The following is a 14,267-nucleotide window of genomic DNA, read 5'->3' as shown; positions in this document are numbered from 1 at the left end:
AGAGCCCCGCTATGTAGCGGGGCTTTTTGTTATCGGCCGCACGCTGGATGAAACGCCTGCGGCCATCGGACAAACCAGCAGCGAATTTCAGAATTAAGTACACACTGAAAGATAAACGCCCTACAGACGCCAGCAAGGCAACCGGATACAAATGGCTCACTCGCCAGGAGTCGTCCATGAAGCCGCAAGACCTACCCGAACATCGTTTGAGTCATTCCACCGGAAAAGTGGCGGGCCTGCTTTACAGCCTCTGCTGTTACCTGTGTTTTCTGCTTACTGCGCTTTACCTGATGGGCTTTCTCTCAGGCATCGGCGTGCCCAAAGACATCGACTCTGGTCCCAGCCTCGACTGGCGCCTGGCCACCCTCGTCGACACCTTGTTGATTACGCTGTTTGCCGTACAACACAGCGGCATGGCGCGAAAGGGTTTCAAACAGTGGTGGACCCATTTCATCCCGGCACCGATCGAGCGCGCGACCTATGTGCTGGTCACCTGTCTGGTGCTTGTGCTGCTTTTCTGGCTCTGGCAACCCATCCGTGCGTCGATCTGGCGCCTGGAATCTGCCTGGACTCAAGGCATGCTCACCGGCGTGTTCTGGATCGGCTGGGGCGTGATATTGCTCGCTACGTTTCTGATCAGCCATTTCGAATTGCTTGGCATAAAGCAGGCACTCGATGCCTGGCGCTCGCCCAAGCCGGAAAACCCCACCTTCAAAACGCCTTTGCTCTACAAACTGGTGCGCCACCCTTTGTACCTGGGGTTTCTCATCGTGTTCTGGGCGACACCGTCCATGACCGCCGGGCACCTGTTGTTTGCCGCGCTAAGCACCCTGTACATCCTCATCGGGGTTCATCTGGAAGAAAGAGACCTGGTAGAACTGTTCGGAGAAGACTACCGACGGTACAGACAACGCGTCGCAATGCTTGTGCCCCTGATCAAACGCAAACCCGACGCCTCTAGCAACCAGCAAAAGTGAGTCAATCCAGCCCTATCAACCCCCGCAAACTAATTACTCTCCTCCCCGATTTGCTTGGCGTTTCGCCTTCTGAGCATCAATACACAAGACTCTGAAAAACTTGGAAAATTGCATCACAGAGGCCTCCTTGGCTGCCTTTGTTTCTTCTACTGGATAGAGTTGCGCAGAGGAAAACATTGTCTGTGTCAGGCCCTTTTCGTCGCTGACCGGGTCGTAGTCAGTGATCATCGATTTAGTCTTCTCAATCGAAAACTCGAAAGTAGCGCCAGAGCCAACACTCCTACGACAAACCTCATGAAGGTCACTCCTATGGAAAGGCCTGCCCTGTTGCACCAGGCGCCAGAAACGAAAGAGCCCGGCGGGCGGATTGGGCTCTGTCGAGTCAAGGCCCCGCAGCAACCGATGGCTTACTGCGTAGATGTTGCACCAAGGACAGCACGGCAAAGAAAACAGCGAATACAAACAATATAACCAGAACAAGTTTGACGGACATGTCTGTATCCGACCGCTCCAGCGCAATGCAACTGGCCGCGTTTGAACAGCGCGCAGTGCACGACAGAACGCCGTTGATTTGGCAGGTCAGTACTCTTTTCTCGATATGGGTCAGCTCGATACTTCCCCCGCTGACCAGGCTGTCTCTGCGGGTCAAAATGCTCAGACTTCCAATATAGAAGGCCAGGTAGTGCCCCGTTTCTGGGCTCTTCGTCAGAAGTGTCACGCCCGCACCTTTGGGGAACTGAGCGTGAACGAAAGTGCCCTTGAAATGCTCGACAGTCTTTCCTTCAAGGTCAAAGTTTGAATCGGATGGAAACAGCAAGGCGGGTAGACCGAGCAGACATAGCGCCATGAAGAATACGGCAAGACGCCCTGCTTTATTTAGTGCGTTGTATTTTATCAATTCGCATCGCTCAACGTGGATAGAGGCAATTTACCACTATCCTGCGATGGCTCCATCCCGCCTGTACGACTCCCCAGTAACGCCCCGCCACAGCGCTTTCCCACCGAAGGCTTCGAATTCCAACTTCCACTCGCGCTTGTACCACTCAGTGCAAACCTGCCAGCAGCCCCAAGCACCATGCATACACGAACGGTCGGTCGAGCAGCGGCGTGCTGTCGGCTGAGGCGAGGAAGATTGCTGATGCCCGACTGACGCAGCGCCATCGCAAACGCAAGGAGTCGCCCGATGTGTTTGCGCCATCGGGCGCATCGGAGTTCATCCTTTCATCTTCAACACCCGGCGGCCACTTCGCCAAGGCCTTGGAAGCCTTTAAAATAAAGCCGCGCAGCCAATATAACTGCCGTCACACGTGCGCTACGATGTGCCTCAGGCAGGCATGAACCCGCGCTCATTGCCGGGCAGTTTAGGCACAGCGCTCAAGTGCTTTTGTCGACATACGCTCGCTGGCTGAGCTCCACTATCGACTGGTCAGAAGTCGAGAAGCTGGAAAGCCAGAGTGATACAAAATTGGTACAACATTAAATATCTTTCACTTTTCGGCCTTTGTTTACAGGCGCCTATCGTTTTCCTGGCACATACTCCTAAAATGCGTCGCTTTTTAAGAAATAGCCCGTTACAAAAACGGCATATCCACCCTTATGAGTTCGCCCGCGTGAAAATCCGTCTTTCCATCCTGAGCCTATTTTTTGCATTTACAGGGACTGTTATCACGCCAATGTCCGATGCTGCGGAGACCACCGCAGCACCCCGAGACGCCTCACAATTGAAGATTGCTTCCGGCAGCGCTTTGCTGATGGATTTGCAGACCAATAAAATCATTTATTCCAACAACCCGGACGTGGTTGTACCGATCGCCTCGGTCAGCAAGCTGATGACCGGCCTGGTGGTGGTTGAAGCCCATCAGAACATGGAGGAATACATCAACGTCGATATCAGCCACACACCGGAAATGAAAGGTGTGTTCTCCCGGGTCAAGCTCAACAGCGAGCTGCCACGCAAGAAGATGCTGCTGATCGCCCTGATGTCCTCAGAAAACCGCGCCGCCGCTACCCTCGCCCACCACTACCCGGGCGGTTACGTCGCGTTTATTGCGGCAATGAACGCCAAGGCCAAGGCATTGGGCATGAGCAGCACTCACTTCGTCGAACCGACCGGGCTTTCCCCGCGTAACGTCTCGACGGCCCGCGACCTGAGCAAATTGCTGATCGCCGCCCGTAAGTATCCGTTGCTGACCGAACTGACTACCACCAAGGAAACGACTGTCTCGTTCCGTAAACCCAACTACACCTTGGGCTTCCACAACACCGATCATTTGGTGAACAAGGCCAACTGGGATATCAAAATCACCAAGACCGGCTTCACCAACGACGCTGGCCACTGCCTGGTATTGGTCACCACCATGGCCAATCGCCCGGTTGCCCTGGTGATCCTCGATGCGTTCGGCAAGTACACGCACTTTGCCGATGCCACGCGGATCCGTAGCTGGGTCGAAACCGGCAAGAGCAATAACGCACCGTCGGTTGCCTTGCAGTACAAAGCGGCGAAGAACCTGAAACACCGTCAAAGCGGTGTGGTTGAAGCGTCAAAGTAATCCGCGACAACCAAAACAAAGCCCCGAATATTCGGGGCTTTTTTTCGTCCAGCGTTAATCGTTAGGCAACGGCATCTGGTCGTCATCCGGAATGCCATCCCCGGCACTCGGGTCTCTGTGGCCATGGGGATGCTCCGTCGACACCACCATTGGGCGCGCCATGGGATCCCTTAACGGACTGTCCGGATCCATCACTGGGTCCATATCGTCTTCGGGAGTCGTCGGGACGCTGTCCGGACGTTTGTCGTCAAAACTCGAATCGGTAGACATAAACACCTCACTGTACGTCAGGGTTTGAGATCGGCGAGCGGATCGTAAGGCTTCGCCGGTTTCTTATCGTCCTCGCCCGGCTCTACATCCTTCGGCGCTCTGGCAGGCCCGACAGGATCGACCTGAGGATCGGCGAGGTCCGGCGAATCGGGATCGAAGTCCAACTCATGGCCGGACGAATGCTCGGATGAGTGAGGGCCGCTTGGGGAAGTGGGCTGAGACATAGAAGCCTCCTTGGGGCTGACCCGCAAAACATCCGGGCCTTATCCATAAGAGGCCCAGGGCACACGACGGTGCCCTGGAGGTGACGAACGGAGCTACATGACCAACAGAGCTACTGAGCCTTCAATGCCTTGGCCGCCCGCGCAGCCGCCTGCTCCTGGCCGGCCTGACCCAAATCGCTTGCCGCCTTGAGCCAGCGTTGCTCATCGACCTTGGCCGGAATCTGGTTTGGCTTCTGGATCAAAACAGCCCAGCCGCCAGCGTCCTTGAAGGACGACTCAAATGAACTGAAGCTCATCAGCAACCGATGGTTCATCCCCGAACGCAACAACACCGTCTGCTTATGACGGTTGTACCCGGCAAGGATGGCGTACCGCGGCTCGGCCCAGAACGCCGAGCCCTCAGTGAAACGCACCATCACCGGATAACCGGCCGCGACCTGGGTCAATAGCGCAGGCAGATTGCTGTCGACGGGATAGACCACCATGCCGTACTCGCGGGCCAGATTCTGCATGTTCTGCTGCAACTGCGCCTCGGCGCCCGGCAAATGCAGGGGCTTTTCGAGCAACCCTGGCGTAATCACGACACCTTGCTGGGACAGCAGGCTGGCCAGGACTTGTGGCCCGCTTTCATTGGCCTTGCCCCGGTAGAACGTACCGCTGAGCTCCACACGTTCCGGCAGACGCTTGACCTCAGGCGCCACGCTACCGGCGCAACCCGCCAGCCCGGCCACGCAGCCCATTACCAGTACCGCAGCTCGAATTCGAGAAAATACCCGCACCATCATCACTCTCTTGTTCAGACGCCAGGCAACCGTACTCCCGGCTTGGCTGTTGATCATAGGATGCCGCGCCGCAGCGGTATAGCCTTAAGCGGTAGTCGTTTGCTTTCGATAGAGCGAACGGGTTGGTGACAGGAGACCTTTGGTCAATAGCCTGAAACATGGCAGCGACTAGACTGTCATTTGAATAGCGTGTACGCCCGCAGCAGGGCAAAGAGGAGGCACCGATGAGCCTGACATTGACAATCGTAATGCTGATATCCGGCTGGCTGACCGTCGCCGCCGCCATGTTGTGGGGAGTACTGCGCATTACCCGACGTCACTATCATCACCCGGTGCAATCGGCGCCCGCGGCGAAAGCCGACCAACCAGCGACACGTCCCGCCACCGCGCACTAAGGACAGCCGAACAAAAACGGCCGCCTGGGCTCTTTCGAGCACAGGCGGCCGTTTCTTTTTCAGCGCCGGTTAAGCTTCAGCAGTCAGTCGCTTCTGCTTTGCCCGCCGGGACATCATGTTCAGCCCCTCAATCGTTGCCGAGAATGCCATGGCAGCGTAGACGTAGCCTTTCGGTACGTGGGCGCCGAAGCCTTCGGCGATCAGCGTCATGCCGATCATGATCAGGAAGCCCAGAGCCAGCATTACCACGGTCGGGTTGTCGTTGATGAACTTGGCCAGCGGGTCAGCAGCCAACAACATCACCAGCACCGACACCACCACCGCGATGATCATGATCGGCAAATGCTCAGTCATGCCGACGGCAGTGATGATGCTGTCGATGGAAAACACCATGTCCAGCATCAGGATCTGACCAATCGCCGCCGCAAAGCCCAGGCTCACGCCAGAGGTGGCCGACTTCGGATCTTCCGGCGCCGGGTCCATGCTGTGATGGATCTCGGTGGTTGCCTTCCACAACAGGAACAGGCCACCGGCGATCAGGATGATGTCCTTCCAGGAGAACACCTGGCCGAGGATATCGATAACCGGCTCAGTCAACTGCACGATGAAAGCGATGGTGCTCAACAGCGCCAGTCGCAGGATCAGTGCCATGCCGATACCGATACGCCGCGCCTTCTGGCGGTGCTGCATCGGCAACTTGTTGGTCAGGATCGAGATGAAAATCAGGTTATCGATGCCGAGCACGATCTCCATGACGATCAACGTGGCCAGGGCGACCCAGGCGGTGGGGCTTGCAGCAAGTTCTAAAAGGTATTCCATGGGTCAGTCCTGACTCGTTTTAAGACGGTTTAGATTTCCTGGGACGAAGATTCGGTTTTTTCCGACTCTTTCTCCGGTTGTTCTTTCTTGCCAATCAGCCCGCCGGAGGCATCGCTGATCGCTTGCTCTGCGGCTTTATGCGTATCGTCGATGGCCTGCTTGGCGGTTTCGGCGGCTTTGCCCATCAGTTGCTGGGCACTCTTTTCTGCCTGGTCGCAACCGGCCAATACCAGTAAAGACGTGATCAACAGCGCCGTAGCGGTAAGTTTCATGGGGCTTTCCTCGATAGAACGGACAAGCGCGAAAAGGCGCGCTGTCGATAGCGAGGCATTCTAGGGAGACAAACACTTCAGGAAAATTCGTATTTTTAGCGGTTATACTTCGGTTTATACGAACTCATAACTTCTGGAACTGAACACTTGATGTGTAGGAGCTGCCGAAGGCTGCGATCTTTTGATCTTTTAAAAGCAAAGATCGCAGCCTTCGGCAGCTCCTACGGGGGGATGTTGGCACATGCTGAATTATCGACAGCTGCATTACTTCTGGGTGGTGGCCAAGACTGGCAGCATCGTGCGCGCCTGTGAGCAGCTAAACCTGACGCCGCAGACCATCAGCGGGCAGATTTCCTTGCTCGAACAAACCTACGGCATCGAATTGTTTCGGCGGGTCGGGCGCAATCTGGAACTCACCGAGGCCGGGCGCCAGACCTTGCCGTATGCCGAGCAGATGTTCCAGCTCGGTGGAGAGTTGGAGTTGATGCTCCGCGCCCAGCCCAATGAACAACAGATTCTGTTTCGGGTCGGCGTGGCGGACGTGGTGCCCAAATCCATCGTCTATCGGCTGATCGCGCCAACCATGGAGTTGAGCGAGCCGCTGCGCATCACTTGCCGCGAGGACAAACTGGAACGTTTGCTCGCCGACCTGGCGATCCAGCGCCTGGACCTGGTGATCTCCGACAGCCCGATGCCTTCGCACCTGGACATCAAGGGCTACAGCCAGAAGCTCGGGGAATGCGGGATCAGCTTCTTCGGGACTCCAGAACTGGCGGCGCAGTACGGTCAGGACTTCCCCCGTAGCCTGCACGGCGCACCCTTGCTGATCCCGGGGCCGGAAACAGTGGTGCGCAGTCGTTTGCAACGTTGGTTTGCCGAGCAGCAGATTCAACCGCGTATCGTTGGGGAGTTCGACGACAGCGCGCTGATGCAGGCCTTCGGCCAATCCGGCAGCGGGATTTTTATCGGCCCGAGCGTGATTGCCGACGAGGTGAAACGCCAATACGGCGTGGAGTTGATCGGCCAGACCGACGCGGTCACCGAGTCGTTCTACGCCATTTCGGTGGAGCGCAAGGTCAAGCACCCCGGCATTGTGGCGATTACCGAAGGTGCCCGACGCGAGCTGTTTACTGAACTGTGAGAGTCTCACGAGGCTTCATGGTCATCAGCGCCATGGCCAGCAGGATCGAAGCGAGGATAAACGCGGCCGCCGCGAAACCCAGACCGCCCAGACCAACAGCGTTGATCACCCGGCCGCCAACCATGGCGCCCAAACCGATCCCCAGGTTGGCCCCGGCAATGTTCAGCGACGCAGCAAAGGCCGGCGCCTCAGGCGCAGCCTTCATCAAACGCACATGGCTGACCAGGAACAGCGCAGCCTGAGTGATCCCCCAAATGCCCATCGCCGCCGCCAGACCGAGCGGCGACTGAATGTTCGGCACCAAGGCAATCAGGCCGGCAATCAAGAACGCGCAGAACATCATCGACGCGATCAGCGGATGACGATCCACCGCGCGGCCGCCCCACCAGTTGCCGATCAACCCCACCGCACCGAAGCCCATCAGGCACCAACCCACCAGCGTGCCGTTGAAACCGGCCAGGCGTTCAAGAATGTCCGCCAGGTAGGTATAAGCAGTGAACATGCCGGTAAACACCAGGATCGACAGCAGCACATGACCGATCATCAACGGGCTGCGCAGGATTTTGAACTGTGAACGAAAGCTCACCTGATTCTGATGCAGGATGGTTCTCGGCAAGTAGATATACAGCAGCAAGGCTTTGGCAAACGCGATCACTGCCAAAATGCCGAAGGCGCTGCGCCAGCCGAATGCATCGGAAATCAGCGTGCCCACCGGAATACCGAACACCATCGCGCAGACAATCCCGAAACCGATCTTGGAAATGGCCCGCCCGGCATGATCCGGTCCGGAGATGTCCACCGCTGTCTCACTGGCCAAAGCCCAGAACACCGGCAACCCCAACGCCGGGATTAACCGGGCGAAAGCCATCACCCAGATATTCGGCGCTAATGCCGCAACGGTGTTGGCCACGCCGAACATGATCAGAATCGAGATAAACAGCTTGCGCCGCTCGAACCTTGCGAAGTACGCAGTCAGGAACGGGCCAAACGCGGCCACGGTGAAGGCGAACAAGGTCACCAGCAATCCCGCCTGGGGAATCGTGACGTCCAGGTCCCGAGCGAGCGCCGGCAACAGGCCGACGATGATGAACTCTGTGGTCAGCACCGTGAAACCGGCGGCAGACAACAGAAGAATGGGCAGAAGCATGTGGAACTCCAGAAAAACGACGACGCCAGCGACAGCCTGAAGGCCCACTGGCGGATTTGAAAATGAGGATGGTGAATCTTATCAGAGTGTTTCCGACAGCGGTGGCTCAGCTCGGACATATCCGCTTAAACAACCGGGCGGCAGATCGTCACAGGTCTGAAGGATCAAGACTACCCTGTGATAAAGTCCGCGCCCTGCGATTCGTACACCCTGTTCATCGGCCAGTTTTTTGGCATTGATGTCGCGTTACCCCCTCGGTTCTTTTCATGTGGCCTGCCCGGCTTGTTGCTGCATGACCCACGGAACCCTGCACCCAAAAAAATCAGAGATACCGTTATGAGCGCTTCATCCCCTTCCCTATTGCACCGTTTGAAACGCACCAGCCTGGTCACGCAGATCATCATCGGTTTGATCGCAGGCATTGCCCTGGCCCTGTTCGCCCCTGAAGTGGCGAAGTCCACCGCGTTCATTGGCAAAGTCTTTGTGTCGGCCCTGAAAGCCGTTGCGCCGATTCTGGTGTTCGTGCTGGTCATGGCCTCGATCGCCAACCATAAGCACGGTCAGGAAACCCACATCCGGCCGATTCTGTTTCTGTACTTGCTGGGCACCTTCGCCGCTGCCGTGGTCGCGGTCGTCGCCAGCACGTTGTTCCCGTCGACGTTGGTCCTGGCGACGCACGATGTTGCGGTGACCGCACCAGGCGGCATCAGTGAAGTCCTGCAAAGTCTGCTGCTGAGCGTGGTCGACAACCCGGTCAGCGCGCTGATGAATGCCAACTTCATCGGCATTCTGGCGTGGGCGATCGGCATGGGTGTTGCCATTCGCCATGCCGGTGACACGACCCGCGAGGTACTCGGCGACTTATCCAACGGCGTGACCTTGATCGTGCGCCTGGTAATCCGTTTCGCGCCGCTGGGGATATTCGGGCTGGTGGCTTCGACCCTGGCCACCTCGGGCTTCGGCGCCTTGATCGGCTACGTGCACCTGCTGGCGGTATTGCTGGGCTGCATGGTGTTTGTGGCGTTGGTGATGAACCCGATCATCGTGTTCTGGAAACTGCGCCGCAACCCGTATCCGCTGGTGCTGATGTGCCTGCGGGAAAGCGGCATCACCGCGTTTTTCACCCGCAGTTCGGCGGCGAACATTCCGGTCAATCTGGAATTGAGCAAACGCCTGGGCCTGCACGAAGACACCTACTCGGTGTCGATCCCGCTCGGCGCGACCATCAACATGGCGGGCGCGGCGATCACCATTACTGTGCTGACCCTGGCCGCCGTGCATACGCTGGGGATTGCCGTGGACATTCCGACCGCTATTTTGCTCAGCGTCGTCGCGGCAATCTGCGCATGTGGCGCCTCGGGTGTGGCGGGCGGTTCGTTGTTGCTGATTCCGCTGGCGTGCAGCCTGTTTGGGATTCCGAGTGAAATCGCCATGCAGGTGGTGGCCGTGGGTTTCATCATCGGCGTGCTGCAGGACTCGGCGGAGACGGCGTTGAATTCGTCCACCGATGTGTTGTTCACCGCCGCGGCGTGTTTGGGTGAAGACGAAAAAGCGCAGCGTTTGGCCTGACACCACGCCCCCGTAGGAGCCAGGCTTGCCGGCGAAGGCGTACTCAAGATCGCCTTCGCCGGCAAGCCTGGCGCCTACAGAAGATCAAATGAAAAAGCCCGCCAAGGCGTAAACCTTGGCGGGCTTTTTTGTAGCCGGGTGGTTTAGAACGCGCCCATGTAATCACGCTTGCCCACTTCAACACCGTTGTGACGCAGCAGTGCGTAGGTGGTGGTGACGTGGAAGAAAAACTGCGGCAGGCCGTAGGTCAGCAGGTAAGCCTGGCCAGTGAAGCGCTTCTCTTTCGGGGTGCCTTGACGGGTGATGATCTCGATCCCTTCCTTGCCATCGATCTGCTCAGGCTTGAACTCGCCGATGAAGGCCAGAACCTTGGCGATCAGCGCTTGCAGTTCGGCGAAGGTTGTTTCGGTGTCGTCGTACTTCGGCAGCTCGACTTCAGCCAGACGCGCGGAAACGCCCTTGGCGAAATCTACGGCGATCTGCACCTGACGCACCAGCGGGAACATGTCCGGATACAGACGGGCTTGCAGGAAAGCGTTCGGGTCGATGTTCTTGGCGGTAGCGTGGGCTTCGGCCTTGTTCAGAACGTCGCTCAGGGCGTTGAGCATTTGTTTGAAAACCGGGACGGAAGCGGCGTACAGGGAAATGGTCATGGCAGTCTCGTGTTGTGGCGGGGTTGAAACATGCGCCGATTATAGCCATGCCCGAGCGCCCTGCGGCTTGTCTTTTATCCAGCAAGGATTACGCTAGGCGGCTTCGACTGCACGCTTTGACAGCAAAGGGAAAAGCGCGATGAGCACTGAGCAAGAAACGACCTTCGACGAACCGCGCCTCAACAGCACGGAAATCCGCATCCTGGGCTCGTTGATCGAGAAGCAGGCCACCAGCCCGGAAACCTATCCGCTGACCCTCAATGCCCTGGTCATCGCCTGCAACCAGAAAACCAGCCGCGAACCGGTGATGAACCTCACCCAAGGCCAGGTCGGCCAGAGCCTGCGCGCCCTGGAAGGCCGCGGCTTCACCAAATTGGTAATGGGCAGCCGTGCCGACCGTTGGGAACACAAGGTGGACAAGGCGCTGGAACTGGTGCCAGCCCAGGTGATTCTGACCGGGCTGTTGTTTCTGCGCGGCCCGCAAACGGTCAATGAACTGCTGACCCGCAGCGGTCGCATGCATGAATTCGAAGATGCGGAACAGGTGGTGCATCAGCTCGAGCGTCTGATTGCCCGGGGGCTGGCGTTGCTGATTCCGCGTCAGGCCGGTCAGCGTGAAGACCGTTATATGCATGCACTGGGCGACCCGGCGGATATTGAGGTGATTCTCGCGGCAAGGCAGAACCCAGTGGAACGTGGTGCGGGTGGCGGCGTGTCGGTTGAGCGGATCGAAGAGCTTGAAGCGCGGATAGCGGCGCTGGAAGAGCGCTTGGCGCGCCTCGAATAACCGGCACGCATCGTCAAAAAATGTGGGAGCGAGCTTGCTCGCGATAGCGGTCTTTCAGGTGAATCAATGCTGGATGTGCCGCCGTCATCGCGAGCAAGCTCGCTCCCACAGGAGATCGGGGGTGCTGGTAGTTACTCGCCGTCCCAGTAATCCACGCCATCACCCGGCCGGGCGACCGCGACAAACCCCGAGGCATTGCCTTGGGCATCAACCTTGAAGTCATCCATCACCGCATACTTGCCGGAATCCGGGTATTCGCAGATTTCCGGTGATTGCTGGGTACTGACCGCCAAATAACGCAGCTCCGCGTTACTGCTATTGATGATCTGATGCGCCGCCTCAGGACCGCCCGGCGGGCAGGCGATCACGTCGCCGGCGCGAATCGGGAAGCGCTCGGCACCGAGGCGAACCTCCCCTTCCCCGGCCACGACGAAAAACATCTCCTCGTTGACCCGATGACTATGAAACGGACTGCCGCGCATCCCCGGTTCCAGCGCATACAAGCGATAACCGAGCTTCTGCGCACCCAGTTGCTGGCCGATGCGGGCCGTGCGTTGTTGATAGCGGCCGGCGGTGTCGCCGGTCGGGGCCAGCGACTCAGGCAACGGTAAAAGCTCGGCCTGATCCAGATTGAGAATACGCGGATGCATGGAGACCTCGGTCACTGTATTTGTTGTAGGAGGCAAATCTTCGTTTGCTGGGGGCCAGTATAGAACTGGCCAGAAGCAAAAAGATCGCAGCCTTCGGCAGCTACAGGGTGTACGCAATCCATGTAGGAGCTGCCGAAGGCTGCGATCTTTTGATCTTTAGCCGTTATCAGCTCCGGGCAAACGCCACCGCTGCCTTGAACTGCTCATCCGTCGGCCGCACGCCGGTATAAAGCACAAACTGCTCCAACGCCTGGATCGCAATCACTTCCAGCCCGGTAATCACCCGCTTGCCTTCAGCCCGACCGCGCACGATCAGCGGTGTTTCCGAGGGGATCGCCACCACATCGAAGACAGTCTCGGCAGAAGCGATGGTTTCAGCGTCAAACGCCAGTTGATCGGCATCCAAGCCGCCGGTCATGCCGATCGGCGTAACGTTGATCAGCATCTGCGGGCTCCGCGCCCCCAGTTCGGCTTGCCACTCATAGCCCAGGGATTCGGCCATTGCCCGCCCGGCGCGCTCGTTTCGGGCGACAATCAGGCCGTTTTCGTAACCGCCATCACGCAAGGCACTGGCTACAGCCTTCGCCATGCCGCCACTGCCGCGCAGAGCAAAGGTCGACTCTTTGGGCACTTGATGGGTTTCCAGCAACTGGGCGATGGCGATGTAATCGGTGTTGTAGGCCTTGAGGTGGCCGTCGGTATTGACGATGGTGTTGATCGATTGAATGGCCGCGGCCGAGGCGTCCAGCTCATCGACCAGCGCGATGCAGGCTTCCTTGAACGGCATCGACACGCCGCAACCGCGAATGCCCAAGGCACGAATGCCACCCACAGCGCCGCTAAGGTCCTGGCTGCTGAAGGCCTTGTAGTAAAAATTCAGCCCCAGTTGTTCGTACAGATGATTGTGGAATCGCAGGCCAAAGTTCCCGGGGCGTGCTGACAGAGACATGCACAGCTGGGTGTCTTTGTTGGGGTTCATCTGCATGAAACTTCTCCTTTTAATGCACTTTCAGATAGACGGGATTAGCCATTGCACCCGTTCTGTTCGATCATAGCGAGGTGTCTACACCCCGGTATTGCGGGGCTGTAAAGACGTCGGTACAGAGCCTTACACAAACTTTACCTAGTGGCTGTGCTGATTTTCAAAAAGTCGCTGTCTTAGAAGTATCCCCGCGATAATCCTTGGGTCTATTTGCAGATTCAAGCGCCGGGTCGAACAACGAGGAATTATCATGATCCGTAAACTTCCTGTCTTAGCTTTGCTGATCGGTGCATTAGCTGTCGCCGGACAGGCGCAAGCCGGTGGTTACTATTATCACGGTGGTCACGGTGGCTGCTGCTGGGGTGGCGGTCACGGTGGCTGGGTCGGACCGGCCGCTGTCGGTGCAGTCCTGGGCGCTGTGGTAGCGGGTTCTGTGTACGCCAACTCGGGTCCGCGTACGGTTTACGTACAGCAACCGGTCTACGTCCAACCGCAGCCGGTCTATGTGCAGCCACAGCCGGTCTATGCACCGCCGCCACCGGTTTACTACCAGCCACAGGGCTACTACGTTCAGCCTCGCTATTAAGGCCCACACGAGTAGCGTTCAGCTGTAATTGGAACAGGCACCGCCGCAAGGCGGGGCCTGTTTTTGTTTCTGAAGTCTGAATAAATGTCACCAAGGTCGCTGTCAGGACAGTGCTTGCGACTAGAATCGGCATGATTGACGTAAGCCCTTCCTTCACATTGAAGAAAACGGTCATATTTATGTCATGTCAGGTCCGCAAGCTTGGGCCTGTCCGTAAACAACAGGTTGATAAAAACAAGGACGACCTCATGCCAACGCAAAACCCGCACCGCAATGTCGGCTTGTGTACCTCCAGCAAGGTGTACAACGCACTGACCGAACTCAAGCACCTGGAAGGCCATCGCAGCGCCAAGTTTCTCTCGCTGCTGGCCGAAAACCTGGTGCGCAAAGGCCTGCTCAACGAGCAGGAAGTGGTTCATATGCTCGATCTGGTAGTCGATTGACCGCCACACTCGCTGGCATCA

19 protein-coding genes and 1 pseudogene are annotated in these 14,267 nt (G+C 57.7%); 8 read left to right on the top strand and 12 right to left on the bottom strand.

Features of this window, described 5'->3' with window-relative positions; all coding sequences use genetic code 11:
- Nucleotides 1–176 precede the first annotated feature (176 nt).
- Nucleotides 177–977: a methanethiol S-methyltransferase gene (gene mddA, locus AC1MEW_RS14655; RefSeq protein ID WP_322270926.1), complete on the top strand. Its 801-nt coding sequence runs from the start codon at nucleotides 177–179 to the stop codon at nucleotides 975–977.
- A gap of 33 nt (nucleotides 978–1,010) precedes the next feature.
- On the opposite strand, the gene AC1MEW_RS14650 is transcribed toward mddA, so the two are convergent.
- From AC1MEW_RS14650 to AC1MEW_RS14640, 3 genes and pseudogenes are all read right to left on the bottom strand, one after another.
- On the bottom strand, nucleotides 1,011–1,205 hold the full coding sequence (locus tag AC1MEW_RS14650; RefSeq protein WP_322269032.1) for a hypothetical protein: 195 nt from the start codon (nucleotides 1,203–1,205) through the stop codon (nucleotides 1,011–1,013).
- 154 nt (nucleotides 1,206–1,359) lie between these two features.
- Nucleotides 1,360–1,875 carry a hypothetical protein gene (locus AC1MEW_RS14645; protein ID WP_480426722.1) on the bottom strand — a complete coding sequence of 172 codons (516 nt, stop codon included), beginning with the start codon at nucleotides 1,873–1,875 and terminating at the stop codon, nucleotides 1,360–1,362.
- A 105-nt stretch (nucleotides 1,876–1,980) separates the two neighbouring features.
- Nucleotides 1,981–2,089 (bottom strand): annotated as a pseudogene (locus tag AC1MEW_RS14640) (phage tail protein); the annotation flags it as partial.
- Nucleotides 2,090–2,587: 498 nt separating this feature from the next.
- Here AC1MEW_RS14640 and pbpG point away from each other — a divergent pair.
- Nucleotides 2,588–3,526 (top strand): D-alanyl-D-alanine endopeptidase, encoded by a 939-nt coding sequence (gene pbpG / locus AC1MEW_RS14635; protein WP_322269111.1) that lies wholly within the window; start codon nucleotides 2,588–2,590, stop codon nucleotides 3,524–3,526.
- 54 nt (nucleotides 3,527–3,580) lie between these two features.
- Here pbpG and AC1MEW_RS14630 read toward each other — a convergent pair whose 3' ends face one another.
- The 3 genes from AC1MEW_RS14630 to AC1MEW_RS14620 form a co-directional block, all read right to left on the bottom strand.
- On the bottom strand, nucleotides 3,581–3,796 hold the full coding sequence (locus tag AC1MEW_RS14630; protein ID WP_480426721.1) for a hypothetical protein: 216 nt from the start codon (nucleotides 3,794–3,796) through the stop codon (nucleotides 3,581–3,583).
- Between the two features lie 17 nt (nucleotides 3,797–3,813).
- Nucleotides 3,814–4,020, bottom strand: a complete 207-nt coding sequence (locus AC1MEW_RS14625; protein WP_480426720.1) for a DUF6021 family protein — start codon at nucleotides 4,018–4,020, stop codon at nucleotides 3,814–3,816.
- A 110-nt stretch (nucleotides 4,021–4,130) separates the two neighbouring features.
- A complete protein-coding gene (locus tag AC1MEW_RS14620) occupies nucleotides 4,131–4,859 on the bottom strand; it encodes a peptidase C39 family protein (RefSeq protein ID WP_322269114.1) in 729 nt (242 codons plus the stop codon).
- A 167-nt stretch (nucleotides 4,860–5,026) separates the two neighbouring features.
- Here AC1MEW_RS14620 and AC1MEW_RS14615 point away from each other — a divergent pair, with 167 nt between their 5' ends.
- Entirely contained in the window at nucleotides 5,027–5,197 is a 171-nt protein-coding gene (locus AC1MEW_RS14615) for a hypothetical protein (RefSeq protein ID WP_201204730.1), read from the top strand.
- A 69-nt stretch (nucleotides 5,198–5,266) separates the two neighbouring features.
- On the opposite strand, the gene AC1MEW_RS14610 is transcribed toward AC1MEW_RS14615, so the two are convergent.
- Nucleotides 5,267–6,016 (bottom strand): TerC family protein, encoded by a 750-nt coding sequence (locus AC1MEW_RS14610; protein WP_322269115.1) that lies wholly within the window; start codon nucleotides 6,014–6,016, stop codon nucleotides 5,267–5,269.
- Between the two features lie 29 nt (nucleotides 6,017–6,045).
- Entirely contained in the window at nucleotides 6,046–6,288 is a 243-nt protein-coding gene (locus AC1MEW_RS14605; protein WP_201204734.1) for a hypothetical protein, read from the bottom strand.
- A gap of 241 nt (nucleotides 6,289–6,529) precedes the next feature.
- Between AC1MEW_RS14605 and nhaR the strand changes: the two genes are divergently transcribed.
- Nucleotides 6,530–7,429: a transcriptional activator NhaR gene (gene nhaR / locus AC1MEW_RS14600; RefSeq protein WP_201255454.1), complete on the top strand. Its 900-nt coding sequence runs from the start codon at nucleotides 6,530–6,532 to the stop codon at nucleotides 7,427–7,429.
- Here nhaR and AC1MEW_RS14595 read toward each other — a convergent pair.
- Entirely contained in the window at nucleotides 7,416–8,576 is a 1,161-nt protein-coding gene (locus tag AC1MEW_RS14595; RefSeq protein WP_201255453.1) for an MFS transporter, read from the bottom strand. The two genes, nhaR and AC1MEW_RS14595, sit on opposite strands and share 14 nt — an antisense overlap.
- A 336-nt stretch (nucleotides 8,577–8,912) precedes the next feature.
- Between AC1MEW_RS14595 and sstT the strand changes: the two genes are divergently transcribed.
- Nucleotides 8,913–10,145 carry a serine/threonine transporter SstT gene (gene sstT, locus AC1MEW_RS14590; protein WP_201255452.1) on the top strand — a complete coding sequence of 411 codons (1,233 nt, stop codon included), beginning with the start codon at nucleotides 8,913–8,915 and terminating at the stop codon, nucleotides 10,143–10,145.
- 143 nt (nucleotides 10,146–10,288) lie between these two features.
- Here the strand turns inward: sstT and AC1MEW_RS14585 are convergent, their stop codons facing one another.
- Nucleotides 10,289–10,798: a DUF1993 domain-containing protein gene (locus AC1MEW_RS14585; protein ID WP_201197038.1), complete on the bottom strand. Its 510-nt coding sequence runs from the start codon at nucleotides 10,796–10,798 to the stop codon at nucleotides 10,289–10,291.
- A gap of 139 nt (nucleotides 10,799–10,937) precedes the next feature.
- Between AC1MEW_RS14585 and AC1MEW_RS14580 the strand changes: the two genes are divergently transcribed.
- Complete coding sequence (locus AC1MEW_RS14580; RefSeq protein WP_201204742.1) at nucleotides 10,938–11,585, top strand: YceH family protein; 648 nt, start codon at nucleotides 10,938–10,940, stop codon at nucleotides 11,583–11,585.
- 131 nt (nucleotides 11,586–11,716) lie between these two features.
- Here the strand turns inward: AC1MEW_RS14580 and AC1MEW_RS14575 are convergent, their stop codons facing one another.
- Nucleotides 11,717–12,235: a cupin domain-containing protein gene (locus AC1MEW_RS14575; RefSeq protein WP_201255451.1), complete on the bottom strand. Its 519-nt coding sequence runs from the start codon at nucleotides 12,233–12,235 to the stop codon at nucleotides 11,717–11,719.
- A 166-nt stretch (nucleotides 12,236–12,401) separates the two neighbouring features.
- Nucleotides 12,402–13,220 (bottom strand): shikimate 5-dehydrogenase, encoded by an 819-nt coding sequence (locus tag AC1MEW_RS14570; RefSeq protein ID WP_201255450.1) that lies wholly within the window; start codon nucleotides 13,218–13,220, stop codon nucleotides 12,402–12,404.
- Between the two features lie 247 nt (nucleotides 13,221–13,467).
- Here AC1MEW_RS14570 and AC1MEW_RS14565 point away from each other — a divergent pair, with 247 nt between their 5' ends.
- Together AC1MEW_RS14565 and AC1MEW_RS14560 are read left to right on the top strand one after the other, a co-directional pair.
- Nucleotides 13,468–13,803, top strand: a complete 336-nt coding sequence (locus AC1MEW_RS14565) for a hypothetical protein (RefSeq protein WP_201255449.1) — start codon at nucleotides 13,468–13,470, stop codon at nucleotides 13,801–13,803.
- A 248-nt stretch (nucleotides 13,804–14,051) separates the two neighbouring features.
- Entirely contained in the window at nucleotides 14,052–14,246 is a 195-nt protein-coding gene (locus AC1MEW_RS14560; protein WP_123409983.1) for a hypothetical protein, read from the top strand.
- The last annotated feature ends 21 nt before the right edge of the window (nucleotides 14,247–14,267 follow it).

This window comes from Pseudomonas sp. ASL4, assembly GCF_056680395.1.
The sequence above is the reverse complement of the archived record's forward strand: the minus strand, read 5'-3'. Positions and strand labels throughout refer to the sequence as shown.

Bases quoted from the DNA above. Each gene is read 5' to 3' on its own strand.
- AC1MEW_RS14585 (WP_201197038.1), bottom strand. From the start codon at position 10,798: ATGACCATTTCCCTGTACGCCGCTTCCGTCCCGGTTTTCAAACAAATG.
- sstT (WP_201255452.1), top strand. From the start codon at position 8,913: ATGAGCGCTTCATCCCCTTCCCTATTGCACCGTTTGAAACGCACCAGC.
- AC1MEW_RS14595 (WP_201255453.1), bottom strand. From the start codon at position 8,576: ATGCTTCTGCCCATTCTTCTGTTGTCTGCCGCCGGTTTCACGGTGCTG.
- AC1MEW_RS14580 (WP_201204742.1), top strand. From the start codon at position 10,938: ATGAGCACTGAGCAAGAAACGACCTTCGACGAACCGCGCCTCAACAGC.
- mddA (WP_322270926.1), top strand. From the start codon at position 177: ATGAAGCCGCAAGACCTACCCGAACATCGTTTGAGTCATTCCACCGGA.
- AC1MEW_RS14570 (WP_201255450.1), bottom strand. From the start codon at position 13,220: ATGCAGATGAACCCCAACAAAGACACCCAGCTGTGCATGTCTCTGTCA.
- nhaR (WP_201255454.1), top strand. From the start codon at position 6,530: ATGCTGAATTATCGACAGCTGCATTACTTCTGGGTGGTGGCCAAGACT.
- AC1MEW_RS14560 (WP_123409983.1), top strand. From the start codon at position 14,052: ATGCCAACGCAAAACCCGCACCGCAATGTCGGCTTGTGTACCTCCAGC.
- AC1MEW_RS14630 (WP_480426721.1), bottom strand. From the start codon at position 3,796: ATGTCTACCGATTCGAGTTTTGACGACAAACGTCCGGACAGCGTCCCG.
- AC1MEW_RS14625 (WP_480426720.1), bottom strand. From the start codon at position 4,020: ATGTCTCAGCCCACTTCCCCAAGCGGCCCTCACTCATCCGAGCATTCG.
- AC1MEW_RS14605 (WP_201204734.1), bottom strand. From the start codon at position 6,288: ATGAAACTTACCGCTACGGCGCTGTTGATCACGTCTTTACTGGTATTG.
- AC1MEW_RS14565 (WP_201255449.1), top strand. From the start codon at position 13,468: ATGATCCGTAAACTTCCTGTCTTAGCTTTGCTGATCGGTGCATTAGCT.
- AC1MEW_RS14650 (WP_322269032.1), bottom strand. From the start codon at position 1,205: ATGATCACTGACTACGACCCGGTCAGCGACGAAAAGGGCCTGACACAG.
- AC1MEW_RS14620 (WP_322269114.1), bottom strand. From the start codon at position 4,859: ATGATCAACAGCCAAGCCGGGAGTACGGTTGCCTGGCGTCTGAACAAG.
- AC1MEW_RS14615 (WP_201204730.1), top strand. From the start codon at position 5,027: ATGAGCCTGACATTGACAATCGTAATGCTGATATCCGGCTGGCTGACC.
- AC1MEW_RS14575 (WP_201255451.1), bottom strand. From the start codon at position 12,235: ATGCATCCGCGTATTCTCAATCTGGATCAGGCCGAGCTTTTACCGTTG.
- AC1MEW_RS14610 (WP_322269115.1), bottom strand. From the start codon at position 6,016: ATGGAATACCTTTTAGAACTTGCTGCAAGCCCCACCGCCTGGGTCGCC.